A 23,533-nucleotide genomic window follows, 5' to 3' on the forward strand; every position below is an offset into this window, starting at 1 on the left:
GTTTAAGTTTGCCAATTTTTTCCCAACAATTCCAGCATTTGTTCAGCCAATTGATAGACCTTGGTTTTCATTCTATAGGGGAAATGATGGGCAGAGTTTGCATCTGCATTTTTGGCATTTTCAGTTGCAGTTTCTATCAAGGGGCAAATATTTTCGAGGTTGAAGCCACCTTGAATTAGTTGAGGGATAAGGTGTTTCAAATCTTTGGGCATTTCTCCCTTGTCTTCGATTTCCTTCTGCAAATGGAAAATTACCCATACTTCAAAGCAGGGATTACTAATAGCGATGTTCCAATTGTTTTTTTGCTCGCAATGAATACGTAAATCTTCAATCTCTTTGCGTTCCCACCTATCTACATCCAAAACGAACCAAACCAAATCTCCATCTTTTTCTCGCCAACCTGTTGAATCGATGTATTTATCCAATCGTTCCAAAAAATGTTTGGGAGCAGATTTGTTTTCTTCTCTCATTACAATTTCCACGCTAATGCGTAAGTTCTTTTCGTGAAACCATTTGAAATAGGCATCTTCTCGTTCTCCTTCTGCCACAATCACAAAAAGACGTGCATCTTTGTGTTGCTCTCCTTTTTTATACCCCCGCTTTTTCTTCGGCATAATCGTTCCAGTTTAAATTTTCTAAATCAGCTAAAAATGGAATCGCTCCAAAACGTCCATTCAAGTAGCCCTTTCGAATGTCTAAATCAAAGCGAACCTTGAAATCACTCAAAGGATACAAGTTTGTAGCTCCACCTTTGTCTTTTTCGGTAAACCAAATTTCATCTTGTCGGAAAATTTCTTGGTCGAGGAGGTGGGATTCGTGGGTGGTGAATATGAGTTGTCCTTTAGAGTTTTCATTACTCATAATTTTCGATAATAGCTCTTTTAGTAAATAAGGGTGAATACTTATTTCTATTTCATCAATAATAAAAACTACTTCATCATGCAAATACATGAAAAACATAGCAATGTAATCAATTAGTCGTTTCGTTCCATCTGATTCTTCTGGAAGTAAGAAAGAATACTCATTCCCTTTTCCGTCAAAATGTTTTGTATAAAACCTCTTTATTAAAACATTGTTATTTTCTTCTACTGCTAAAACTTCCTCTAAACTATCACTGCGTTTAAGTATAGCATTACCTTTATTTTTTACTTGATTAGAAACATCTTCAATCTTTTCTTTTTCATTTTTACCAAAAAAATCGTTTATACTATATGTTTGAACACCTATTCCACTAATCCCAGTATTTAATGAGCTAATAAACTTTCCTATAAAAGTGCGAAAGTTCTTATTAATTGCCATATATTTTACTATTTCTGTGGGTTTTGATAATGGACTTAAAATTAGAAGAGAATCAATAAACCAATTATTTACTTCCTCGACTTCTTCAAAAACCTGCTTCGCCTCCGCCAACTGCTTAATCAAAGGCTTGTCATTCAGCAACAATTCATCTTCATACAATTTAATCCGCAACTTATCCTTCGCACTTTGAAAATACTTATCATTTACTTCAATTTTAGTAATTCCATCTTGGTTTGTAGTTCGATTAAAAACCAATATATCTTCCTTTCCAAAATTGGTCAGATACAACCATTCTTCTACAATCACATTTTGAAAAAGGCTCAAACCATAACTGTAAGACTTACCTTCCATCACAAACTCAATTTCAAAAGAAGTCGGTTTTTCGGCATAATCTGGATTGAGTCGAAAAGTTTGAATATCTGTAAAATAGTTCCACTCTCCAGTCGTCACTATTTTTTGCAGCAAGCCAATCGCTTTCACCAAATTGGATTTTCCCGCCCCATTTGCGCCATAGATTGCAGCCGTTTTCAGCAGGCTCAAATCTCCAAAATGGTATTCATGGTCTTTTTTTCGCCGAACCGAACCTGTCAACATATTGAACTCGGTTTCTTCGGCAAAAGACAAAAAATTAGATACTACGAAACGAATCAGCATAAGCAATGTGTTTTTCTCTTTTTTCAAAAATAAGAGATTTTTTCACGTAAAACAAGCGTTTTGTACTTTTGAAGCATTTATTGAAGTGGAATACAAATCATTTTAGAGAAAAAAACGTTGAAATCAACCTTCAATTGGCAACCTAAAATAAAACACCGAACCCATTCCTTCAATGCTTTCCACCCAAATCTTACCGCCATGATGTTCCACAATCTTTTTTGAAATCGCCAAACCCAAGCCACTGCCATGCGGTTTATTGCCAATGTGTTGGGTGTGGACTTGTTTGAATTGGTCAAAAATGAGGGCTTGTTCCTTTATGGGGATTCCCCGCCCGTTGTCGGCAACACTCACTTCGATATGCTTATTGAAGGGCTTCAATTGGAGGTGGATATAGGGGTTTTTATCTGCTCGAAATTTGACGGCATTGGAGATAAGATTCAACAACACTTGCATGATTTTATCCCCATCAGCTTGGATATAGAGTATTTCTTCAGGCATTGCAGTTTTCAGTTCTATGCCTTTGCTTGAAGCCATCTGTTTGGTGGTATTGACCGCATTTTGGATGACCTCTTGTATGGCGATTTTTTGTATGTTCCATTTCATTTTGCCCATTTCCAAGCGTTGAAAATCAAGAACTTCATTAATGAGTCGGGTCAAACGTTCACTTTCTTTGACAATGATTCCCAAAAACTGCTGTCTTTTACCCGCTTTAATATGAGCATTGTCAAATAGGATTTCAGAGAAGGCTTTGATGGAGGTCAAGGGCGTTCGGAGTTCGTGCGTGACGGTGGAAATAAAATCGTCTTTGAGTTTGTCGAATTCCTTCAATCGCTCATTTGCAGCCTTCAATTCGGCAGTTACTTCCTCCAGTTCTTTCGATTTTTGTTCTATTTCTTTGCTGTGCAAAATGATTTGCTGGGTTTCGTCCAAAATTTGCATGACTTCGGTTAGGCTAAAAATTTCTTCTTTCAAAACCGTAGAAATAACCACTTTAGCAGAGGCTGTTCCAATCGCTCCTGCTAATATTTTTTCGATATAGCTGACCATTTCAGGGCTTACTTCATCGGCATCCTTGTAGTGAATTTCGTTTTGCAGGGCGTATTCTTCAAGAATATTTGCCGTTCGGTTTTTACCCAAAAAAGGATTTAGCAGTTGCTTGATTTCATAATAATAGGCCTTCCCTCTCCAGATATTGGTATTGCTGTCAGGCTTGTGGTATTTGAAAACATCCACAAAAGCAGAGGCTTGGCTCAATTCAGCCGACGAGGGCAGTGTAAACAACGAAACGCCTACATAAATGCCTATATTGAAGAACAAACTCCAAAAACAGGCATGGGTGATTTGATTCATTCCCTTTAACCCAAATAGTTGGTATGGCTTCAATAGCTCTATTCCCCATAAACCTTCCGAAACCATATTGGAGGAGAAAAAACCGCCTTCAATAAGCGTTGGAAAAGGCAGCGTATAAGTCCATACTGCAAAGCCTATCATCAAGCCGCTGATTGCTCCAATCTTTGTGGCTCGCTTCCAAAACAAAGCGCCAATAACCGCAGGCGCAAATTGGGTAACCCCTACAAAGGATATTAAACCTATGGAAACCAACGAATACTGATAACCAATAATCTCAAAATATATGTAGGCCCAAATCATTACAAAAACGATGCTTGCTCGCCTTACATAAAGAATGAAACGGGTGAAATAGCGTTTTTCTCGGAGATTGATGGTCGAAGAATTGAGTAAAATGGGCATCACCAAATTGCTACTTATCATATTGGAGAGGGCTACCGTAGCAACGATGACCATGCTCGTTGCGGCCGACAATCCGCCTAAAAACACGATGATGGTTAGGAAGAATTGCCTTTCGGCTAAAGGAAGCGTCAATACAAAAGTATCGGCATCTACATTGCTTCCTTCAAAGTACATCAAGCCGCCAATGGCAATCGGAAGTACGAAAATATTGATGAAAAATAGGTAGAGTGGAAAGAGCCATATTGCCTTTTCGATGTGTTTTTCGTCCACGTTTTCGACTACGGCTACTTGAAATTGGCGTGGCAACAAAACGAATGCACAAGCGGAAAGCAATATCATGACTGTCCAATCCCAATAACTGTTTGTGCCATTGTTGTTCCACACAAAGAGGTCTTTGTAGGCTTGTGTTTGGGAGGCTTCTGCAAACAATTGGGTAGGGCTGTCGTAAATCATGAAAGTGGTAAAAACTCCAATGGCGATGAAAGCCAAGAGTTTGAATACGGATTCAAAAGCAATGGCAGCGACCAAGCCTTCATTTTGTTCGGTTGCGTCAATGTTGCGAGTGCCAAATAGGATGCTGAAAATCGCCAATATTGCAGCCACAAAAAAAGCACTATCTGAAATATTGCTGAATTGATTGCCGAGTACAATATCGAGGCTCGAACTGATAGCCTTCAATTGAAGGGAAATATAGGGAATGATGCTGACGACTGCAATGAGTGTGACTAAGCCTCCTAAAAATGCACTTTTTCCGTAACGGGCTGAAAGGAAATCTGCAATGGAGGTGATGCGCTGTATCTTGCTGATTCTTACGATTTTTCGCAAAAGAATGTACCATAATGGAGCGGTCAAAACGGGACCTAAATAAACGGGCAAGAAACCTACTCCATCGGTTGCAGCTCGACCTACGCTTCCATAAAATGTCCATGCAGTGCAATAAACGGCTAAGGAAAGGGCGTAGGTTATGGAGTTGTTGATGATGCTTTTGCCCATTGCTTGTCGCTTGTCGCCATAGTAGGCAATGCCGAATAGCAGGGCAAAATAGCCCAAGGAAATGAGAAGGATGAGCCAAAGAGGAATCATGCTATCGCCGTTTTTTGTTTTCCATAATGATAAACAAAAAAACAATCATCAACATCCAAATACCGAATAAATAAAAATACAGGGTGGGCATTCCTGCAATGAAACCTTCTTTGTCAAAGATGCTGATGAGTGGAAAGTTAAAGAGCAAGAAGAAAAGCACAAATATGCCAAATAGACGGTATGCTTTGATGTGTTTCAAGTATTGGATTTGTTTTTCATGAAGTTAAGGATTGGAAAATAACGAAAAAACGCTTATATTTGGAATAGTCCAATTTCAAATTATGGCACGAAAAGATATTATTCACGAAGCTGTGATACAATGGATAGAATAGAAAAATACAAAAATGTTGTAGAAGACGAAATGACTTATAGAGCTGGAGCAAGGAGTGCCAACTCTGATGTCAAACGTCATTTGGTTATGAATGTTGATAGAACTGATTTTGTCGTATTGTCTTTCGGTTGGAAAGGTGAAAAATTTCAACATTATGTAACTTTTCATGTTCAAATAAAAGATAACCAAGTTTGAATATATCAAAATAACATCGATGTAGATTTGGTCGAAGTTTTTGTCAAAAACGGTATTCCACGAAAAGATATCGTCATTGGTTTTTTTACCGAATTCCAACGTTCTTTAGCAGAATCTACTGAACTTTAAATAGTTATTTATCTTTCTGTTTCCAAAAAACTTAACACCAAATTTTTATCAATTAATTAATCTAATCATCTTATTTTACTTCTTCAAAATTAAGGACTTTCTTGTAAGTCAAACCCCAAAGAATCACCAAACAATACACTCCAATGGCTACGGATATCCAATACTGCCCTGCCAAATAGGGTTCGATATAAAAGCGTCCCAACATGGTAATTAAGCCGAAAAAAACAACGAAATAGATGGATTGTTTTCTATTGAGTTTCATGAGAAAAGAAAGGTTTTTTATGATGAATCAAAAAGCATGGGCAAACAAATTCTCAATATTAGAGATTTTTTGTTTTACCCATGCCACAAATCACTACGGAACTATTTTAATCAAGTTGGATATTGGAGATTAGATAATAAGATATTATTCATCCAATATCCAATATCCAATATCCAATATCTAAAATTAATGTGCATGAGCCGTTCCTGCTCCTCTTGGCACACGAATATCTTCCACCATGTCTTGAACTTCTTGTGGAGGTGCATCTGTCATTCGAGAAACTCCCAAAGAAATGGCAGCATTGACCAACATTCCAACAAAACCAATTCCTTCAGGAGAAATACCTAAGAACCAATTGGCTGGAACATTTGAAGCTGGGTTGATGAATTTGAAGTAAACGATGTAGGCAGTCGTAAATAAGAGACCGACAATCATTCCCGAAACCGCACCTTGCATGTTCATGCGTTTGTCAAAAATTCCCAATATAATGGCAGGGAAGAAGGAGGAGGCTGCCAGACCGAAGGCGAAAGCGACTACTGCTGCGACAAAATCAGGAGGATTGATGCCGAAATAACCTGCTATCACTACTGCTACACCTGCTGCTGCACGAGCGGCAAACAATTCTTGTTTTTCGGTCAAATCGGGCTTGAAGGATTGCTTCAACAAATCGTGGGAAATCGAACTTGAAATCACCAGTAATAAACCTGCCGCCGTAGATAGGGCTGCTGCCAAACCACCTGCTGCCACCAATGCGATGACCCATGCAGGAAGATTCGCAATTTCGGGATTCGCCAACACCATGATGTCACGGTCAACCGTCAATTCGTTCTTTTCTTTGTCTGCAACATAGTTGATGAGTCCATCACCATTTTTCTGATTGTAACGTTTTGCTGTGATAATAAAAAAGCCACTGAAAAAGCTTATGTTTAAAGTACGAACCAAACAAGTGCAAATTCAATGGCATCTCAAATTAACAAAAATTGTACGATTGTATTACCGATTTTGGAAAATAAATACGATTCATTTTTAAACGACCCAAAAATAGCTCGCCAAATAATTAGCGAAATATGGGCAACAAGCCCCGAGTTATTTCCTGCACAAATGACTAAAGGTTATGTGCTTAACGGCAAAACTCTACCGTCGAAAAAAATGAATATCCAAATGCGAAAAATAAAAGTAGCGGGACAAAATTATCAAATACGCCCAAGTTTCATTCTGCCTTATTGCAGAGCGAAGACGTATATAGCTTCTAAAGGCTTGTTCTTAAAGCGGTTCGGTGTTCCTTTCTGGGCATTGGCATTTGCTTTTGGATACAATGCGATGTGGTGGTCGCCTCTATAATTGTTTTAGTGATTATAGCATTGTAGGCACAACCATCCATGACCCAGAAAAATTACCTTCCGATATTTTAGCAGATGAACACCATGTAAAAATACAAGGTAAAAAAGCTTATGTGGCTACAACTGTGGGACAAAACTGTTTTTTAGGTATGGAAGTTTCTTCTGGCGCAGATGCGGATTCTTTGGAAGAAGCTTATGGTGTATTCAAACAAGAAGCAGAGGATGTGTCATCTGACTACCAACCTAATACAGTAAATACAGATGGGTGGACAGCTACACAGAACGCATGGCAAAAACTCTATCCAAATATTCAAGTCATTGAATGTTTCTTACACGCCTTTCTAAAAATTAGAGACAGAGCTACAAAAAAGATTCAAGACTATTTCAATACAGCAGCAGATAAGGTGTGGAAGGCTTATCGAACTACTTCAAAAAGACAATTCGCACAACATATAAGAAGGCTTCGGGAATGGACAGCTAAGAATGTGCCTTCCTGCCCCATGAAAGATAATATTCTTAAACTCTGTAAAAAGAAAAACAAGTGGTTAGCACATTTTGACTTTCCCAAAGCACACAAAACCTCCAACATGATAGATAGATCCATGAGGGCAATGAATAGACATGCCAACAACTCCCAAATGTTTCATGGAGATATACTTAGCACTACTCATAATTTCAGAGCTTTTGCCCTTCTTCATAATTTTTCACCCTCTTGTTTACAGGCTTGGGATGAATCAGCTGTCTTAATCAGTCCTGCGGCAAGACTCAACGGATTTGTCTATCATCATGACTGGTTACAGAATTTGTTAATCGCGGCTTCGTTAGGAGGATATCGAAATCACAGCAATCCGTTATAATCAGCCATTTTTATCCTCAAAAGTAATCAAGCCTGTTTTTTCCCAGTTCGATACCCAAGAAGGCACTTCTGCATAAGGCTTGTTGGAAACGGTTTCAATCATGTTGGTACGTGCAAATGCTGCAACAGCAGGAGCAGTGGTATAAAGAATAGCGATGAACAACAAAGCGTAGCCTGCCGATAAACGAGCATCAGATACTTTGGGAACGGTAAAGAAGCGAATGATTACGTGTGGCAAACCTGCTGTACCGACCATCAAAGCTGCAGTAATACAAAATACATCTATAGTTGATTTACTCCCCTTGGTATAAGCATTGAAGCCCAGTGCCTGATTCAGGCCATCCAGTTTGTCCAATAGATAAGTACCATCCGAAACCGTACTGCCAAAACCCAATTGAGGAATTGGATTGCCAGTCATTTGGATAGAGATAAAGATTGCAGGAACAAGGAAGGCAAAAATCAATACGCAATATTGCGCTACCTGTGTGTAAGTAATCCCTTTCATCCCGCCGACTACGGCATAGAAAAACACGATTGCCATACCAATGACCACGCCCATTTCAACGGAAGTTTCCAAGAAACGAGAGAAGACCACACCTACCCCACGCATTTGACCAGCTACATAGGTAAACGATACAAAAATCGCACAAACGACTGCCACCAAACGAGCAGTTTGGGAATAATAGCGTTCGCCAATAAAATCGGGAACGGTGAATTTTCCATATTTTCGGAGATAAGGGGCGAGTAGAAGAGCCAACAGTACATAACCGCCTGTCCAGCCCATCAAATAGACCGCACCATCGTAGCCCATGAAGGAAATCAAACCTGCCATTGAAATAAAAGAAGCTGCCGACATCCAGTCTGCTGCCGTAGCCAATCCGTTTGCTATGGGGTGTACGCCCTTGCCTGCTACATAAAAATCACTTGTTGAAGAAGCCCTTGACCATATCGCAATGCCGATGTATAGGCTGAAAGTCGCCCCTACCAAGATATACGTCCAAGTTTGGATGCTCAGGGCTAAAATTGGTTGTAGAAATATATAGTCCATTTACTTTATTTTTTTGAATTGAATTAATTGGAAAATTGTTGGATTGAAGATCACATCTATTCATCCACATCATACTCTTTGTCGAGCTTGTTCATCCATGCGACATACACGAAAATAAGGGCTACGAATACGTAAATCGCCCCTTGTTGTGCCATCCAAAAGCCCAGTTTAAAGCCTCCAATTTTAATATTGTTCAGTGCATCTACAAAGAAAATACCCATGCCATAGGATACAATGAACCAGATTGAAAGTAGAATTGTCAAGTATCGGATGTTCTTACTCCAATATTCTTGCATTTTTGTTTGTGCCATAAGATTTGTTTGTTTTATGTTGAGAAAAATTGTTTTTTTAAGGTGTCAAGAATAGGAGTCAGGAGGCAGCAGCATATTTCTTTGTGGCTAACACCTAACTCCTCATACCTCGCTACTGACTTGACTATAAGAAAATCATAGACTGCAAGCGCAATTGACTCAAATCTTGGTCTCGATTACCCCATTTCGCACTATGATACTCCAAAGTGATTTTGGCAAAATGACCATTTACATAATAGTTAAGACCCAAATCGAAGGTACTACCATTGTCGGTATAACCATCGTAATTGCGGTTTTGGAAGGCAACATAAGGCATCACCTTTTTGCCTGGTAACAAGTACCCTATATGTCCATACAAAACACTACCTGTTCCCAAATCCAGCGAACCACTGCCATTTTGGTAGGTGAAATTTTCACCATAATTGAAACTCATAAAAGTTGCATAAGCATTCAGTGCGCCCTCACCAGCAGGCGCATCGTAAAAAGCATCTACTGCAAAATGCGACACACTTTCGGTGCTTGCCTGATTGTCCAACGCATCATAAAGAGCTGTTCCACTAAGTGTTTCATCTACAGGACTACCCGTACTGTTCAATCGAATTGAGCCATTGGGCTGTGTGAAGAAACCTACTCCCAAGTTAAAGATTTTTTTAGAACCCAAGTAAGTTCCCACAGCATAAGGCAATTTATTGGATTCTTTGTCCCACAGCTGATAGCGGAAATATCCTTCCATCACCATTCCACCTTTGGTATCCCCATAGAGATTGTTGGCATTGTAAATCGTGTTGCCCGTGTTCAAAGCTGCAATTCCGTTGCCTGCTTGCAGATTGGGTTGGAGTGCATCATTGAAGGCAAGTCGGTAGTCAAATTTTCCCATTTCCCCTTTGAAGTAAACGCCCATGTGGCGAGCAAATTGATCGGTTTGCCCCAAAGAATGCCAACCGACAAAAGGGGTTGTAGCATCTAGGGTCATAAAATTCAACGTTGAAGAATTTGCCAAGCGGTTCATGCCTTTCCAGTAGTGCAAACCACCGCCTACATAAAGTGCATCGGTTAGTTTGTATTCCCCCCAAGCATCATGCAAAAACATTTGTGGGCCATTGCTTTGTACACCTGTTGGATTCATATTGGTTGAATTCAAACTGTTCAAACCAATATGCATCAAAATCATAAACTTAGGCGAAACTTGTGCAAACCACAACAAACGAGATCGGCGAATTGAGGGAGTAATTTTGAAGTCAGCATTGTCATCTGATAAATTTTGAGAAGTTAACCAGAATTGGTGCCAAGTGATGAAGCGGATGTATTTGCTGCCATCTTCACTCATCTTCAAGGTCAGGGGTTTGTAGGAGTGATCCACTTCTTTTTTTTCTTCTTGTGCATAAGCAGTACTCATCCCCCAAAATCCAATTAGGAGAAGTGTAAAAATGAAGGGTTGAAGTCTTTTCATAGTATGCTTGTTTTACGTTTAGAAATAATTTTTCGACTATTACAGCATAAAAGTATGTAAATATTTATATACTTTCAAAATTAAATAGACTTTTTTAGAATTTTTTTCTAATCCGCAAAAAAAATGATGCTTGAAAAAGAATTTATACTTTGGGAATGGAACTAAGGGGATAAGATAAATGAATGCTAATTAAACATTTGCACAAGCGCACATCAGAAAATATGATTCGGACACCATCAATACTGCATCTGCTTTATTTTTCTACTTGTATATTTTGTTCAAAATCCTACTTCTGAAAGCAATGCTCGGCATACTCCAATATTTTGACGACTTCTGCGTGTTTAATAAAATAAAAGGTTTTGTTGCCAATTCTATTGGAGGTAAGAACTCCTTTGTTTTTGAGGTTATTGAGGTGATAGGAAGCAACAGCTTGTTCTATTTCTAGGTGTGTGTGGATTTCGGTAACAGATAATTGTTCTCCATTTCTAAGCAACGCCAAGATAGCCAGTCGAATGGGATGGGCTATGGATCGTAGTGCTTCAGCAGCACGTTCTAACAGGTCAATGTTTAGTGTAGAAGTAAAATTGGGCATAAACAAATATTTAATTATATGAGTATTGAAGATAATAAATACATAGAGATAATAGCGAAAATAGTTTTTTTGTTTTTATTCTCTCCAATAAAGTTTTGTGAAAAATAGCATAACTATTGCAAATACAGACTGCAAACCTACAAAATAAAATAACCAACTTGGGAAACCTCCCCTATTTAACTCAACCGTATTGTGCCAAGTCCAGTAGTCCAATGATAAAAGCAGCACAAGTTGTATGGACGCATAGACCATCAAAAAGGAGTAAGAAATGAGAGCTACCGCCAAAAAAGAAAGTATTTGGATACCTCGTCTTCCAAAGTATTCGTTGATGATGTCGGTCATCACAAAAACGACAGGCAAAAGCAAAACGCCCGCCGAGAGGTTGAGTGAATCAGATTGACCAAACAAATTCCAATTGAAGGGAGAAAGATCCAAAGTTTCTACGAGTGCAAATATTTTTACCCCGATAAACTCGGCAATTAAAGCATTGGTCAAAAAGAAACCTGCCAATATAACAAACAACAATCTATCTTTTCGCTGTAAAATCGAGTCCTTATTTTGAGTTGTTAAATAGTTGGATAGTAAACTCACCAAAGAATTAAATTATTGAATAAGTTATCATTCAATAGTTCGTGGTAATTTTATACATAAGAATTAAGTGTCGATTACTATTTTTTGCAAATTCGACAATCAATTGCAGTAAAATGATGTTTTTTTTTGGGGCAAAAACCCAAAAAGAGCTGAATCTAAGCCACCATTTGGTAAATTTTGCCCCAATTTCTAACCTTTAAACGAGCTCGTTGAATATTTGGGCAGTTCGGGGCAATCCCACATTCCTTAATTATTATGTCCATCATCAACTCATTGAACATCTGAGTTTTAATATCTCTCATTGAAAAAGATTTTCTTTCTTCGATGGACTTGTCAAGATGATAAGCTGCTTTGGCTAAAGAAACAGTGGTCAGCGAAGTATTGAAATGAAAGTCGAGCTTTTGCTCGTTTCTGCTTTGACAATGCTCCAATCCTGTAAACTGCTTTGCATCCCTATATAAAAACTCAATTGGGCGCAATTGTGATTTGTCACTAATTATTTCGAGTTAAGGCATGGCTTAAATTAGTCCACCTCCCCGCCAAAAAAGTAGCTCTGAGAAAACAAAGATTCTCTAAATTTTCGGGCAACCAAAAGGATGAAGGAGACTTAAATCTCAAATTAATTATTCTTCTGATAGCCGATTCTACTAAACCACTTCCACATAGCCATTTTTTCTTTTTAAATTTTTTGTACTGCATACGGTCTTGATGCTTATTGAAATACTCTAATTCTGTTTCTAATTCTGGCGGAACAGTTTTCTGCTCATTTTCCATATGCAGCTTGATTTTTCTCTTGATTTCATAAATACGCCCATTCCATAAATCTTCTTTGAGCGTTTTGAAAAGCCACATAAGGCATCACCTTTTTGCTAGGAAGTAAATAGCCCACATATCCATACAAAACACTGCCTGTTCCCAAATCAAGTGTGCCACTGCCGTTTTGGTACGTGAAATTCTCACCATAATTGAAGCTCATGAAAGTCAGGTAGGCATTCAATGCGCCCTCGCCAGCAGGAGCATCATAAAAAGCATCTACTGCAAAATGCGAAACACTCTCCGTACTTACTTGAATGTCTAAGACATTGTAAAGAGTCGTTCCTGTAAGCGTTTCATCTACAGGATTGCTCGTATTGTTCAATCGAATCGAGCCATTCGGCTGCACAAAGAAACCTACGCCTAAGTTAAAGATTTTTTTGGCACCTAGATAGGTTTCTACTACATAAGGCAATTTATTGGATTCTTTGTCCCACAATTGATAGCGGAAATATCCTTCCATCACCAAGCCACCTTTGGTATCTCCATACAGATTGTTGGCATTGTAAATCGTGTTGCCCGTGTTTAAGGCTGCAATGCTATTACCAACTTGTAGATTGGGTTGAAGTGCATCATGGAAGGCAAGGCGGTATTCAAATTTGCCCACTTCGTCTTTGAAGTATTGGTTTCCGCATTGATTGTTTATATTACTTAAACCCACCCCTTACCCCTCCTTGGAGGGGCAGGGGTGGGTTGCGATTTATTCCTTTTTAACGTGAAGACCTATAAACGCCCATGTGACGAGCGAATTGGTCGGTTTGTCCCAAAGAATACCCGCCCACAAAAGAGGGTGTGGTATCTAAGAGCATGAAATTCATTATTAAAGAATATATTTATTTTCTTCAATAAAGTTTTGTGAAAAACAGCATGACTACTACGAAATAGAACAGCCAATTTCGGAAGCCTTCCCAATTTGAATCCAGTGCGTGCATTTTTTACCATATTGAAATTGAGTTTTTGGGTTGAATGTAAGAAACAAGACACGAAACTATCATAAAAATATGTCCTGTTTATATAGAACCATATCATTTTTTGTCTAAGACAAATGTATGCTGAGGAGTAGAGTAAGAATTGGTAAGAGGTTTCAAATGAATAAATTATAATGGGATTCTGAAATTTATTCTTCAAAGAAAGCGGATTATTCTTACTAACAAGGTTTTTTAAATGCGAAAATTTCGGAGGTCTTTACTCCAAATCGAGAAAGTGTCCTATTGGACTTAGTAGAGAGGATGTATTGAGTATCTTTTGCAATAAAACAAAAAAGGCTTACAATCTATTGACTGTAAGCCTTTTTTATTTTGTGTGCCCAGAACAAGATTCGAACTTGCACGCCCAGTGAAGGGCACCAGCCCCTCAAGCTGGCGTGTCTACCAATTTCACCACCTGGGCATTGCAGATTGTGTTTTTTCATTGGAGGCGCAAAGATAAGCAAAATTTAAACTAAAAAAGTTCCTTCTTTCGGAAAAAAAATATTGTATTTTTGTGGCATGACGGAAGACCTTTACAGTTGGTTTTTTGAAAATCAAAAATAGTGTAAAGTGTTTTTTACTCATTTTAATTGAATCTCTAATCAAACAATCGTCAATATCTTATGGCAGTTTTAGTAGGAAAAAACTCTAAAATCATCGTACAAGGATTTACTGGTAAAGAAGGTAGTTTTCATGCAGGACAAATGATTGAGTACGGCAGCAACGTAGTCGGTGGTGTAACGCCTAACAAGGGTGGCACACAACATTTGGAGCGTCCTGTCTTCAATACGGTGGCAGATGCTGTGGCTGAAACGGGAGCAGATACGTCCATTATTTTTGTACCTCCACGTTTTGCGGCCGATGCAATTATGGAAGCAGCAGCAGCGGGTATCAAGGTAATTATTTGTATTTCAGAGGGTATTCCTGTGCAGGATATGGTGAAAGTAAAGGCTTTTATTGAAGATAGAGATTGCCGTTTGGTAGGGCCTAATTGTCCTGGGGTGATGACTCCTGGTGAGGCGAAAGTGGGGATTATGCCTGGATTTATTCACCGTCCTGGTCGAATTGGCATCGTTTCTCGCTCTGGTACATTGACTTATGAAGCCGTGGATCAGGTGACCAAAGCGGGTATGGGACAATCTACTTGTATCGGTATTGGTGGCGACCCAATTATCGGCACAACGACCAAAGATGCGGTCAAATTGTTGATGGAAGATCCTGATACCGATGGTATTATCATGATTGGTGAAATTGGAGGAAGCATGGAAGCGGAGGCTGCTTATTGGGTCAAAGAACACGGTACGAAGCCTGTTGTTGGGTTCATTGCTGGTCAGACTGCTCCAAAGGGTAGAACAATGGGCCATGCAGGTGCAATCGTTGGCGGTGCGGAAGATACAGCTGAGGCAAAAATGAAAATCATGCGGGAATGTGGGATTCATGTAGTGGATTCTCCTGCGTATATCGGTGAAACGATGGCGAAGGCATTGAAGCAGTAAGATTCGGTTCTTTGATAAAATCTGTGAAATGAGATTTTGGAACGCCAATAAGATAAGTTCCTCGAAGGCGTAAAGACTTTTGAAGTTTTCTTTTCAGAGCATCCTGATTTTCAAATATTTCACCTTTTTCAGCATACACTTCAAAAGTCTAAATCGGGATATCATTTCATGGGCAATCCTAAAACAAAGAAATACAATGCTAAAAAAGGGCAAGTTTTATACAAAACTTGCCCTTTTTCTTTTTTTGAATAATTGATTGTCAATCAATTATTTGTCTTCACAATCTTATGGGTAGTCACTTGTTTTTTCTCGTTGATGATTTTCAATAAATACACACCATTGGGGATTTTTTCCTTCAATGTTAAACAATAGTTCGTGATAATTTTTATACATAAAATTATCACGAACTATTGTTATTTTCAAGTCATTTTTATTATAAATTTGTGATGTTGTTAATTTACAATAATTTTTGGGGAAATGCAAATCTCTTTTGGAGCTTAATGTGATTTTATTGTTAAGCATTGAAGAAACAACTCCTTCTTCCTACCCAATAAACCGATTTTAATTTTTAAAACCCCCAATATTCAAAAAAACGAGATATTGTTGATATTTTTGGGTAAATTCTCAAAAGCAACAATATCCATGAAGTCCTATCAATCTATTCCTTTTTTTGTACTCACTATTGCCCTCCTATTGTTCACCACAATAGATATTTTGGCTTGCGGCCCGATGGAAGACCCCTACGAAAACAGGGTAACATTCTTCAATGCCGATGTAGTATCAGACACCAGCTATCGGATAGCCTATTGGGATGCAGGGCGTTACCGCCAAGAATTGCCATGGGATGCGACTTTGGCACAAAGACACTCCTACAATGTAGCAGATTGGCAACGATACTTTGAAGGGAAACCGAATGCAGATGACATTGCAGCCGTTGTCTATGATGCAGATACGATTTTACTTCAAAAATTATACAACCAAATAGCCTTTGGCAAACCCTACAACATTGTAGCCCCAGAATGGAAAAACAATACCCTACTGCAATACCTCTACCAAACCAAAGACATTGATGCCATTAACTATTTGGTGACAGCTAAACAATGCGAACCTTTTGCAGCGTATGATCCGTGGAACGAAACGGAAAAAGACCCAACCAAAACCAATCGTTTGATACAAGATGTTTTGGTCAGACTGCAAAGTTGCCGCACAGATTTTATCAAACTTAGATATGCTTACCAAGCCATTCGATTGGCACTCTATACAGGTCGCTACGAAGAAGCCATTGATATTTATACCAAAAAAGCATCCAGCATTATTGGTAAAAATTCAGAAAATGGCGATTTGATTGGTCAAAGCATTATTCGCTATTGGACGATGGCACTGAGAGCAGGAGCACACAAACGTTTGGGACAAAACCCACCAGCGATGTATGGCTTTTCGAGAATATTTTTGGAGAGTCCAGACAAGAAAGAGTTGGCGCTCCAAAATTTTGAATACACAGGCGAACAGGACTGGCAACTCATGTTGGAATTGTCGTCAAGAGTGCCAGGTTCTGCGGCGGCTTTGTGGATGCTTCGTGGCTTGAAAAACAAAGAACAGTTGGATTTAGAAGTGCTGCAAAAAATGTATGAAGAAGCTCCAGAAAGCGGTATATTGGAGGTGATGCTGATCCGAGAAATCAACAAAATAGAACAACTCCTTCTTTCACCCTCCATGACCAAAGCCGTTCCGATGGGAGAAAATGCTGATGGTGACACAGAAAAAGCCAAACTTTCTGCCTTCCGTTCTCCTTCTCAGGCTTCTATTGGAGAAACCATCCAAGAATTTTTCCAAAAAATATGGAATACCATCAAAAGTTGGTTTGGCATTGGAGAGAATATTGAAGAAAGTGATTTTTCGCTTGCTCCAAACCCAGAAAACAAGGCATATATTCAAGATTTTAAAACCTTTATAGACACCATTCGCATAGCAGGAAAAGTACAAACCCTCCCTTTGTGGCATACTGCCTCTGCTTACCTTGATTACCTACTTCAAAACTATGACGAAGCCTACACAACATTAAATTTGGTTGCCAATACCTCTGCCAATCCCCAACTAAAACAACAGGCGATTTTGGTGCGCTCACTTGCCAACTTAGCCCAAAAGGGAAAAATGGACGAAGGTTTGGAAAACAGTTTTTACGAAGCCATCAAGGATTTACCCCAACCCGAACAGGCGTATGAAAACTTCAGTGTGTATAGCCGAACCCTCATGCACATTGCTCAACACTATATGCTTCAAGGCGATATAGCTAAATCTTTCCTTTGCTTCAATCGTGCCAAAGAAGAAGATGCTGCACGCATATTGATAGATTTCTACGCTTCACAAACTGATTTGGAAACTTTGAGGACATTGGCGGTCAAACCTAACAAAACTGCTTTTGAAGCCCATCTTTTTGAAGATAGTTTGCTCACCGAAAATTTGATATTGGACCTCATGGCTACCAAAATGATGCGGAATCAACAGTTTGAAGCGGCATTGAAGCAGTACCAAAAAATTAGCCCCGAATATTGGCAAACGACTCCAGAAGAAGATACTTGGTTTGATTCGGATTACAACAATCTCCGTTGTGATTTTGACCATAATCCGTTGAGCAAAGAGGCATCAGATCAACGCTGCAATAAAATGGAATTTGCCCAAAAAGTGGTGGATTTGCTGCAAAACACCAAAGATGCGCCTGCTGAATCTTACTACAAGTTGGGAAATGCTTTTGTGAATACCCCTTTTTGGGGCTATGTGGGCAATTTGTGGCAGGGCAGTTTGATATGGACATTGAGAGAATACGAACAACCTGTTTCTGGTCAATACGGTGTTGGTACTTATCCTTTTAACCTTGCTTCTATGACCGATACACTTCAAAACAGTATCGAACATTTCATCGAGCAATATGGCACAAGAGATATTGCTATGAACTACTACAAAAAGGTCTTAGACGGAGCCAAGAACAACAACCGAGAATTGGGTGCAAAAGCTGCTTATTTGGCTAAATATTGTCAGGAGAATCCACAAGCAAGTATTCATGCGGGGAATGATGAAGATCCGACTTATGCCAAAATTTTGATAAACGACTTTGGAGATACGGAGTTTTTCAAGGAGATTATTGAGGAATGTCCCGATTTGAAGGCTTACCGATAAGCATAAAAAAACCCTCAAGTTTACGCACGCTTGAGGGTAATGGGAATTTAACTAATGGGAACACTTTATTTGTTTTTCTCTAATTGTTTTGTTTTGATATTGTAAATATCGGAAAGTTTTTTTCGAGTAAAAAGAACTTTTTATCTTATTTCTATACATTATTTAAGATGTTTTTCTACTAAATAAGGCAAAATAGACCCTTCAAAAAATGCATGAAATAACACATTTTAAATTAAAAAACAAAAATTAATAATTTTTAATTAAATACAATATCAAATTACCTATTTCTATTCATTTTTTTTCCTTTTTTCGACAAATATTTTTCAACTCAATATATGGAAGGCAGTAAATTATCTGAAATATTGTCCAGCATTTCCCAAAAAGAATGGCGAAATCTAAAAGAATATGTTGCTTCTCCTTTCTTCAATAAAAACAAGCATATAATTGAATTGTTGGATATTATATATAAGTGTCTTTTTTATCAGAAACAGCAATTTCCCAATAAAGAGTATCTATGGAAGAAACTTTTCCCTTCCAAAAAATACAATGACCAACGACTGTTTATACTTATGTCGAAATTAGATAAGTTATGCACAGATTACATAACTTATCAATACATTCAGGAAGTGAATGTTACACGACAGATATTTACCCTTCGTGCGAGCCTTCACCGAAAAACCCTCAAACACTTCAAACGGACATTTGACGCAACCCAAACAGAGCTAAAAGACCAATCACTTCGGAATGCGGATTACTATTACCACGACTATTTATTGAAGGTAGAAGAGGATTTTTACAATCAACCGAACTCCCAACAGCGCAATTTATTGGGGGTCATTCAAAGTCTCGATTACTATTATTTGGTGGCGAAGCTGCGCTACCTTTGCAGTTTTTTGAACCGTAAGGATTTATTGCAGGTAGAAGAACAGGCAGAAATTCAGGCTTTTATTGATTATTTGAACCAATTTGACCTTCGCAAATTAGCAGTGTTAAGAATGTACAAACTTACATTAATGACTTTGGTTCATCCCGAAAAAGAAGAAAATTATCATACCTTAAAATCGCTCCTCAATTACCACAAAGACCTATTGGCAAAAGATGAAACGAAAGATATTTACCAATATTTGCAAAACTACTTGGTCAAAAAACTGAACACGGGTAAGGAGGAATACCTGAGAGATTTGTTTCTCTTATACCAAGATATGCTGGAGAATGTATTGTTGAAAGAAGGCGGCGGCTTAAATTTGCAGCACTTCAAAAATATTGTGACGACTGCACTTCGACTCCAAGAATTTGAATGGACTCGAAAATTTATTGAAGAAAACCACAAAAAACTGCCCGAACAAGACCAAGCTGATGCCTATTGTTACAACATGGGAAATCTAAATTTTTACCAACAGAAATTCCAAGATGCCATGACCAATCTCTTGAAAGTGAACAGCCGCAACCTGTCTTACAATCTGGGCGCAAAGTCCATTTTATTGAAGTCTTACTACGAACTACACGAGGAGGATGCCCTGTTTTCTTTGATCCATAGTTTTAGCACCTACATCCGCCGAAACAAAGTGCTTTCTGATTCCAATAAGCGAAACTATAAGAACATGCTTAAGTTCATCAAAAAACTGAGTTCTCTCAAAAGGGGAGAGACCAAAAAGGCAGAACAATTGTTGAAAACACTGAACGAAAAGAGTCATGTTATGGAAAAACAATGGTTGATGCGAAAGATTCAGGCGATTTGTGGTGCTTGATTCGTGGTTATTACAGATTCTTCTATTCAATAGATGTTAACACCAATACCCAATCTACTCCATTTTGTATCTCTCCTGGAGGATTAAAAATCCTAGTTCCTGTGTTGTCAAATTCACCAATCCATATAGTTTCTCCGTTGTGTGGATTGTACCAAGAAGCTGTTATTTTCGAGCCTTTGATTTTCCCCATTGCCACATCTATTTCACGACCATTGAAGGTGTAAACAAAAGCATAGTCGTTTCCACAGGTAGCTATCTGGTAGTCATAACGCTCTCCTTTTTCTGATGCAATGAGTGATGGATCTGGAATTCTATCAAAAAACGGTTTTGAAAGCATTAGGTCTTTGAGATATTTCATTTGTGTTGCTCCAGGGGCGTTCAGTGCATCAGTCCAATATTCACGCACACCATAGGCTGGAGATGTATCACCTGATTTGTGCATTTGCATCACAGCACTGTGACCATAAGTAAAACCAAAAGCTCCTGCAAATACCGACCAATAGGCATATCTTCTAAGGTCATTTTCATCCCAATAGGGTTCCGAAGGATCATGCAATCCCTGAGGAATTCCCTCATAAGACGGTTCTCCATCAATTGTAGGTTTGATAGGAGTGAGTGCATAATCGTCACGGACATACTTCCAGTTGTCCTGACCATAAGCAAGTTCTGTATCATCTTGATCGTATCTTCTGTGACCTGACTGAAACATATTGAAGTCAAGCCAGTCTGCTTCATGAAACCACATGGAAGACTTCATTCTGCCAAAAGGATGGAAGGTAATCAAATGTTTTGGTGCATTTTCATGGAGACTTTGACCAATGACGTTCCAAATTTCTCTATTTTCTCCTCCTTTGGTATCACCACCATTCAGCCAAATGATATTGGTTTTATCTGCATAACGTTTTGCCAACCAGACTGCATACTTTTCTGCTTGCGATTGGCTTATATTTTCCTGTTTTATATTCGTTCCCCATACAGGAACCATTGCCATATACAATCCTTTCTTTGCAGCCAAATCAACCACATAATCCACATGGTCCCAATAGTCATATTCATCTGCCTTTTCAAATGAATTCCCTTTTGTGGTATTCGGGAGAGTGATGTCTCCTTGAATCAATGCTGAATCCCCATATATATTGGTCAACTTCAATTGGTGAAGTACCATGACCTGAATGACATTGTAGCCATTTTCGACTCGATTGCTGAGATATTTTTCAACTTCTTGGCGGTCTAATTTTGAGAACACCAACCATCCTGTATCCCCCAACCAAAAGAATGGTTCGCCGTTTTCTTTCATTAAAAAACGCTTGTTTTCCGAAACCTTCAAAAGCGGCATTCCCATTTGTTTTTGCCTACATTGTAAACACAAAAGTATAAATAGTAAGAATAAAAACATTCTCATTCTTTTTAATTTTTTATAAACTTCAATGATTGAGCGTTGTTCATAGTCTAAATCGGGAAATTATTTTATTGACATTCCTTATCAAGATTTTACCTAACCACTAGTTCGATTAAGAATAGGTTGAGCGACTTTATGTCGCAAGCAGGGTAGCCATATTTTTTATTTTTTCAATTGTTTCTATTTGCTGTCTTAAATCATCTGTTTCTATTTCTTTATCTTCTTCGTCATATAGAAATTTTCCTTTGGCATATTCTTTCCAATCATTTAAATACCTCTCTATTTTGTTTGTCGCATTAGTTTCATCTATATATTTTACTGCACGAAAAACATTTATTTGGTCAAAATAAAGGTCTTTCTGCTTTAGGTAATATTCTAAATACCTTTCTAAATATTCATTCCCCTTTTCGTCATTGAAATAGGCTAAAACTTTTGCATAAGTTCTTCCAGCATAGCAAACTTCACTTTTGATTAAATGTGTTCCAATTATTTCGATAAATTCGCTTTTGTCTTTTATTGCTGCGAAGAATGCACCTATTGAGCGTGTTCGCCAATTAAAATCACCCAAATTTTTGAGGATAACTTCATCACTTATTTCTTGATATATTCCCACTATTTTATTTATCCATTCGTTGTCATTTCTATGAAGTTTAAGGTAAAAAGGAATTACCCATTTTCTTCGAAACAGTTGGTCAATTTCGATTTCATTTTGGTAGGATTGTAAATTTTCAAATGGTGATTTATGCATAACTGTTGCTCCTGCTGAATGTAATTTTATAGCTTCATTTAATTTTTCATCTTCCATGTTTGAATTGTCTTTTTTCTTTAATGACCTCCAAATCTAAGGAATATCTGCGCCCGCGTTAAGGTTGTTTACCAAAAAAAAGAAGTTTTATAGTAATTATTTATAAAATCATTTGAATCATCACAAGCCATCTTAAATTCGCTAAAACTATTAAAATAAGTGTTCTTAGTTGGCTTTATTCCTAAATAATTTAAAACATCTTTAATGGTTTGATCTGGGTTGAGAATGAAATCTTCATAGACAATAGTAAGTGGAATTATCTGATTTTTAGTAAAAAACTCTTCCCAATGTGCATCATCTAAAGCTAATTGAATAACATATTTATTAAGCTCTTTCTTTGTAGGTAGAAAGTTCTTAACTTTTTCTTTGGGTGCTTCTTTTTGATATTGATGCCATTTTTTAGTATGGTCGGCTTTCCAGTAAGACAGTCCTTGACGTACTTTATTGCGTCTAATCAGCCAAATAAATTTAATGTCCACACATACTTCTTGTAATAATTGCAGGGTAGATTTTTTATTGGCATTGTGTGCTGTGTTTTTAAGATGACGTATCAAAAAGTTGAACCCACCATCATAGTTATTGTCATTGGATAAGATTTTAATGCCCCAATTTTCACCTCCAAATGGAGAAGTACGAATATTCTCCAAGGACTCAAACATATTAGATGCCTTCAAATGATCATAAAAAAACCGAAGTCGCTCTATAGGGCTTCCTAAACTTTGGAAGATATTGGTTTCATATAACCAATATAAATCATTTGAATATTTTTTAGTGATATGCTGTTCTTGATGAAGCCGCTCAAGAACCGTTTTCAAATATTTTTCAAACTCATCTCTATTCAATTTGTTTAGTACCTCATTCGCAGGATAAGTATATATATAAGAACCAGGTGTCCCTAATAAACCCGTTTGGGCTAAAGTTGAACTAAATACGCTACCTCCTGTTCGAGGTGAAGTACAAATAAGATATAATCCCATTGACCGTAAGTTGTTTGAAATTAGTTAATACGGCTTTATTTCCTGAGGCTTTTTGAAGCAACAAGAAAAGTATCAAATAACGATTTTATTAATTGAAATTTTTAACTTAAAAATAATTTTAAAATCAAATACTTAATTTAAATAAAATTAGGTATGGGGAAAATTGTGTTTTTTGCCTAACTCTCCAATATTGTAAAAATAACAAAATTGGTTCTAATTGAGCAGCGAAACCTTGGTTAATCCGCTAATGGAGAAATTGTTTG

21 protein-coding genes, 1 tRNA gene and 2 pseudogenes are annotated in these 23,533 nt (G+C 37.9%); 6 read left to right on the forward strand and 18 right to left on the reverse strand.

Annotation, left to right across the window (positions count from 1 at the left end; translation table 11 throughout):
* Nucleotides 1-2: 2 nt before the first annotated feature.
* The 4 genes from R3E32_27560 to R3E32_27575 all read right to left on the reverse strand — a co-directional run bounded on the left by R3E32_27560 (nucleotide 3) and on the right by R3E32_27575 (nucleotide 4,984).
* Nucleotides 3-614, reverse strand: coding sequence for an RloB family protein (locus R3E32_27560; GenBank protein MEZ4888515.1), 612 nt, complete (start codon nucleotides 612-614; stop codon nucleotides 3-5).
* Nucleotides 589-1,953, reverse strand: coding sequence for an ATP-binding protein (locus R3E32_27565; protein ID MEZ4888516.1), 1,365 nt, complete (start codon nucleotides 1,951-1,953; stop codon nucleotides 589-591). Before R3E32_27565 ends, R3E32_27560 begins: the two co-directional genes overlap by 26 nt.
* Nucleotides 1,954-2,076: 123 nt before the next feature.
* Entirely contained in the window at nucleotides 2,077-4,785 is a 2,709-nt protein-coding gene (locus R3E32_27570; GenBank protein ID MEZ4888517.1) for a sensor histidine kinase, read from the reverse strand.
* Nucleotide 4,786: 1 nt separating this feature from the next.
* Nucleotides 4,787-4,984, reverse strand: coding sequence for a hypothetical protein (locus tag R3E32_27575; GenBank protein MEZ4888518.1), 198 nt, complete (start codon nucleotides 4,982-4,984; stop codon nucleotides 4,787-4,789).
* A gap of 120 nt (nucleotides 4,985-5,104) precedes the next feature.
* Here R3E32_27575 and R3E32_27580 point away from each other — a divergent pair.
* Nucleotides 5,105-5,440, forward strand: a pseudogene (locus R3E32_27580) (element excision factor XisI family protein).
* Between the two features lie 70 nt (nucleotides 5,441-5,510).
* Here the strand turns inward: R3E32_27580 and R3E32_27585 are convergent.
* On the reverse strand, nucleotides 5,511-5,702 hold the full coding sequence (locus tag R3E32_27585; protein ID MEZ4888519.1) for a hypothetical protein: 192 nt from the start codon (nucleotides 5,700-5,702) through the stop codon (nucleotides 5,511-5,513).
* A gap of 186 nt (nucleotides 5,703-5,888) precedes the next feature.
* On the reverse strand, nucleotides 5,889-6,644 hold the full coding sequence (locus R3E32_27590; GenBank protein MEZ4888520.1) for a hypothetical protein: 756 nt from the start codon (nucleotides 6,642-6,644) through the stop codon (nucleotides 5,889-5,891).
* Nucleotides 6,645-6,659: 15 nt separating this feature from the next.
* Here R3E32_27590 and R3E32_27595 point away from each other — a divergent pair, with 15 nt between their 5' ends.
* On the forward strand, nucleotides 6,660-7,043 hold the full coding sequence (locus tag R3E32_27595) for a hypothetical protein (GenBank protein MEZ4888521.1): 384 nt from the start codon (nucleotides 6,660-6,662) through the stop codon (nucleotides 7,041-7,043).
* A complete protein-coding gene (locus R3E32_27600; GenBank protein MEZ4888522.1) occupies nucleotides 7,018-7,899 on the forward strand; it encodes a hypothetical protein in 882 nt (293 codons plus the stop codon). Before R3E32_27595 ends, R3E32_27600 begins: the two co-directional genes overlap by 26 nt.
* On the opposite strand, the gene R3E32_27605 is transcribed toward R3E32_27600, so the two are convergent.
* The 9 genes and pseudogenes from R3E32_27605 to R3E32_27645 all read right to left on the reverse strand — a co-directional run bounded on the left by R3E32_27605 (nucleotide 7,900) and on the right by R3E32_27645 (nucleotide 14,092).
* Nucleotides 7,900-8,946: a sodium:solute symporter family protein gene (locus R3E32_27605; protein MEZ4888523.1), complete on the reverse strand. Its 1,047-nt coding sequence runs from the start codon at nucleotides 8,944-8,946 to the stop codon at nucleotides 7,900-7,902.
* 56 nt (nucleotides 8,947-9,002) lie between these two features.
* Nucleotides 9,003-9,257, reverse strand: a complete 255-nt coding sequence (locus R3E32_27610) for a DUF4212 domain-containing protein (protein ID MEZ4888524.1) — start codon at nucleotides 9,255-9,257, stop codon at nucleotides 9,003-9,005.
* A gap of 124 nt (nucleotides 9,258-9,381) precedes the next feature.
* Complete coding sequence (locus R3E32_27615) at nucleotides 9,382-10,707, reverse strand: hypothetical protein (protein MEZ4888525.1); 1,326 nt, start codon at nucleotides 10,705-10,707, stop codon at nucleotides 9,382-9,384.
* A 286-nt stretch (nucleotides 10,708-10,993) separates the two neighbouring features.
* The gene (locus R3E32_27620; protein ID MEZ4888526.1) at nucleotides 10,994-11,299 is read right to left on the reverse strand and encodes a metalloregulator ArsR/SmtB family transcription factor; all 306 of its coding nucleotides are present in this window, start codon (nucleotides 11,297-11,299) and stop codon (nucleotides 10,994-10,996) included.
* A 75-nt stretch (nucleotides 11,300-11,374) separates the two neighbouring features.
* Nucleotides 11,375-11,890, reverse strand: a complete 516-nt coding sequence (locus tag R3E32_27625; protein ID MEZ4888527.1) for a VUT family protein — start codon at nucleotides 11,888-11,890, stop codon at nucleotides 11,375-11,377.
* Between the two features lie 341 nt (nucleotides 11,891-12,231).
* Nucleotides 12,232-12,360: pseudogene (locus R3E32_27630) on the reverse strand (IS4 family transposase).
* A 22-nt stretch (nucleotides 12,361-12,382) separates the two neighbouring features.
* Nucleotides 12,383-12,742 carry a hypothetical protein gene (locus tag R3E32_27635; protein ID MEZ4888528.1) on the reverse strand — a complete coding sequence of 120 codons (360 nt, stop codon included), beginning with the start codon at nucleotides 12,740-12,742 and terminating at the stop codon, nucleotides 12,383-12,385.
* Nucleotides 12,690-13,364: a hypothetical protein gene (locus tag R3E32_27640; protein ID MEZ4888529.1), complete on the reverse strand. Its 675-nt coding sequence runs from the start codon at nucleotides 13,362-13,364 to the stop codon at nucleotides 12,690-12,692. The genes R3E32_27635 and R3E32_27640 overlap by 53 nt, the downstream gene beginning before the upstream one ends.
* A gap of 642 nt (nucleotides 13,365-14,006) precedes the next feature.
* Nucleotides 14,007-14,092, reverse strand: a tRNA-Leu gene (locus R3E32_27645).
* Between the two features lie 202 nt (nucleotides 14,093-14,294).
* Between R3E32_27645 and sucD the strand changes: the two genes are divergently transcribed.
* The 3 genes from sucD (at nucleotide 14,295) to R3E32_27660 (ending at nucleotide 20,089) form a co-directional block, all read left to right on the forward strand.
* Complete coding sequence (sucD, locus tag R3E32_27650; GenBank protein MEZ4888530.1) at nucleotides 14,295-15,167, forward strand: succinate--CoA ligase subunit alpha; 873 nt, start codon at nucleotides 14,295-14,297, stop codon at nucleotides 15,165-15,167.
* A 642-nt stretch (nucleotides 15,168-15,809) separates the two neighbouring features.
* The gene (locus R3E32_27655) at nucleotides 15,810-18,341 is read left to right on the forward strand and encodes a hypothetical protein (protein MEZ4888531.1); all 2,532 of its coding nucleotides are present in this window, start codon (nucleotides 15,810-15,812) and stop codon (nucleotides 18,339-18,341) included.
* 362 nt (nucleotides 18,342-18,703) lie between these two features.
* Nucleotides 18,704-20,089, forward strand: a complete 1,386-nt coding sequence (locus tag R3E32_27660; GenBank protein ID MEZ4888532.1) for a hypothetical protein — start codon at nucleotides 18,704-18,706, stop codon at nucleotides 20,087-20,089.
* Nucleotides 20,090-20,111: 22 nt separating this feature from the next.
* On the opposite strand, the gene R3E32_27665 is transcribed toward R3E32_27660, so the two are convergent.
* The 3 genes from R3E32_27665 to R3E32_27675 form a co-directional block, all read right to left on the reverse strand.
* Nucleotides 20,112-21,431: a glycoside hydrolase family 140 protein gene (locus R3E32_27665; protein ID MEZ4888533.1), complete on the reverse strand. Its 1,320-nt coding sequence runs from the start codon at nucleotides 21,429-21,431 to the stop codon at nucleotides 20,112-20,114.
* Between the two features lie 190 nt (nucleotides 21,432-21,621).
* Complete coding sequence (locus R3E32_27670; protein ID MEZ4888534.1) at nucleotides 21,622-22,293, reverse strand: DUF6000 family protein; 672 nt, start codon at nucleotides 22,291-22,293, stop codon at nucleotides 21,622-21,624.
* 68 nt (nucleotides 22,294-22,361) lie between these two features.
* A complete protein-coding gene (locus R3E32_27675) occupies nucleotides 22,362-23,270 on the reverse strand; it encodes a Stf0 family sulfotransferase (GenBank protein ID MEZ4888535.1) in 909 nt (302 codons plus the stop codon).
* Nucleotides 23,271-23,533 lie beyond the last annotated feature (263 nt).

It is taken from the genome of Chitinophagales bacterium (genome assembly GCA_041392475.1).
Taxonomy (GTDB): domain Bacteria; phylum Bacteroidota; class Bacteroidia; order Chitinophagales; family UBA2359; genus JAUHXA01.

What these genes read in the sequence shown, in the direction of transcription:
- R3E32_27560 (MEZ4888515.1), bottom strand. Translation starts at nt 614, where the DNA reads ATGCCGAAGAAAAAGCGGGGGTATAAAAAAGGAGAGCAACACAAAGAT.
- R3E32_27610 (MEZ4888524.1), bottom strand. Translation starts at nt 9,257, where the DNA reads ATGGCACAAACAAAAATGCAAGAATATTGGAGTAAGAACATCCGATAC.
- R3E32_27635 (MEZ4888528.1), bottom strand. Translation starts at nt 12,742, where the DNA reads ATGTGGCTTTTCAAAACGCTCAAAGAAGATTTATGGAATGGGCGTATT.
- R3E32_27620 (MEZ4888526.1), bottom strand. Translation starts at nt 11,299, where the DNA reads ATGCCCAATTTTACTTCTACACTAAACATTGACCTGTTAGAACGTGCT.
- R3E32_27605 (MEZ4888523.1), bottom strand. Translation starts at nt 8,946, where the DNA reads ATGGACTATATATTTCTACAACCAATTTTAGCCCTGAGCATCCAAACT.
- R3E32_27585 (MEZ4888519.1), bottom strand. Translation starts at nt 5,702, where the DNA reads ATGAAACTCAATAGAAAACAATCCATCTATTTCGTTGTTTTTTTCGGC.
- R3E32_27675 (MEZ4888535.1), bottom strand. Translation starts at nt 23,270, where the DNA reads ATGGGATTATATCTTATTTGTACTTCACCTCGAACAGGAGGTAGCGTA.
- sucD (MEZ4888530.1), top strand. Translation starts at nt 14,295, where the DNA reads ATGGCAGTTTTAGTAGGAAAAAACTCTAAAATCATCGTACAAGGATTT.
- R3E32_27565 (MEZ4888516.1), bottom strand. Translation starts at nt 1,953, where the DNA reads ATGCTGATTCGTTTCGTAGTATCTAATTTTTTGTCTTTTGCCGAAGAA.
- R3E32_27595 (MEZ4888521.1), top strand. Translation starts at nt 6,660, where the DNA reads ATGGCATCTCAAATTAACAAAAATTGTACGATTGTATTACCGATTTTG.
- R3E32_27670 (MEZ4888534.1), bottom strand. Translation starts at nt 22,293, where the DNA reads ATGGAAGATGAAAAATTAAATGAAGCTATAAAATTACATTCAGCAGGA.
- R3E32_27655 (MEZ4888531.1), top strand. Translation starts at nt 15,810, where the DNA reads ATGAAGTCCTATCAATCTATTCCTTTTTTTGTACTCACTATTGCCCTC.
- R3E32_27600 (MEZ4888522.1), top strand. Translation starts at nt 7,018, where the DNA reads ATGCGATGTGGTGGTCGCCTCTATAATTGTTTTAGTGATTATAGCATT.
- R3E32_27665 (MEZ4888533.1), bottom strand. Translation starts at nt 21,431, where the DNA reads ATGGGAATGCCGCTTTTGAAGGTTTCGGAAAACAAGCGTTTTTTAATG.
- R3E32_27615 (MEZ4888525.1), bottom strand. Translation starts at nt 10,707, where the DNA reads ATGAAAAGACTTCAACCCTTCATTTTTACACTTCTCCTAATTGGATTT.
- R3E32_27570 (MEZ4888517.1), bottom strand. Translation starts at nt 4,785, where the DNA reads ATGATTCCTCTTTGGCTCATCCTTCTCATTTCCTTGGGCTATTTTGCC.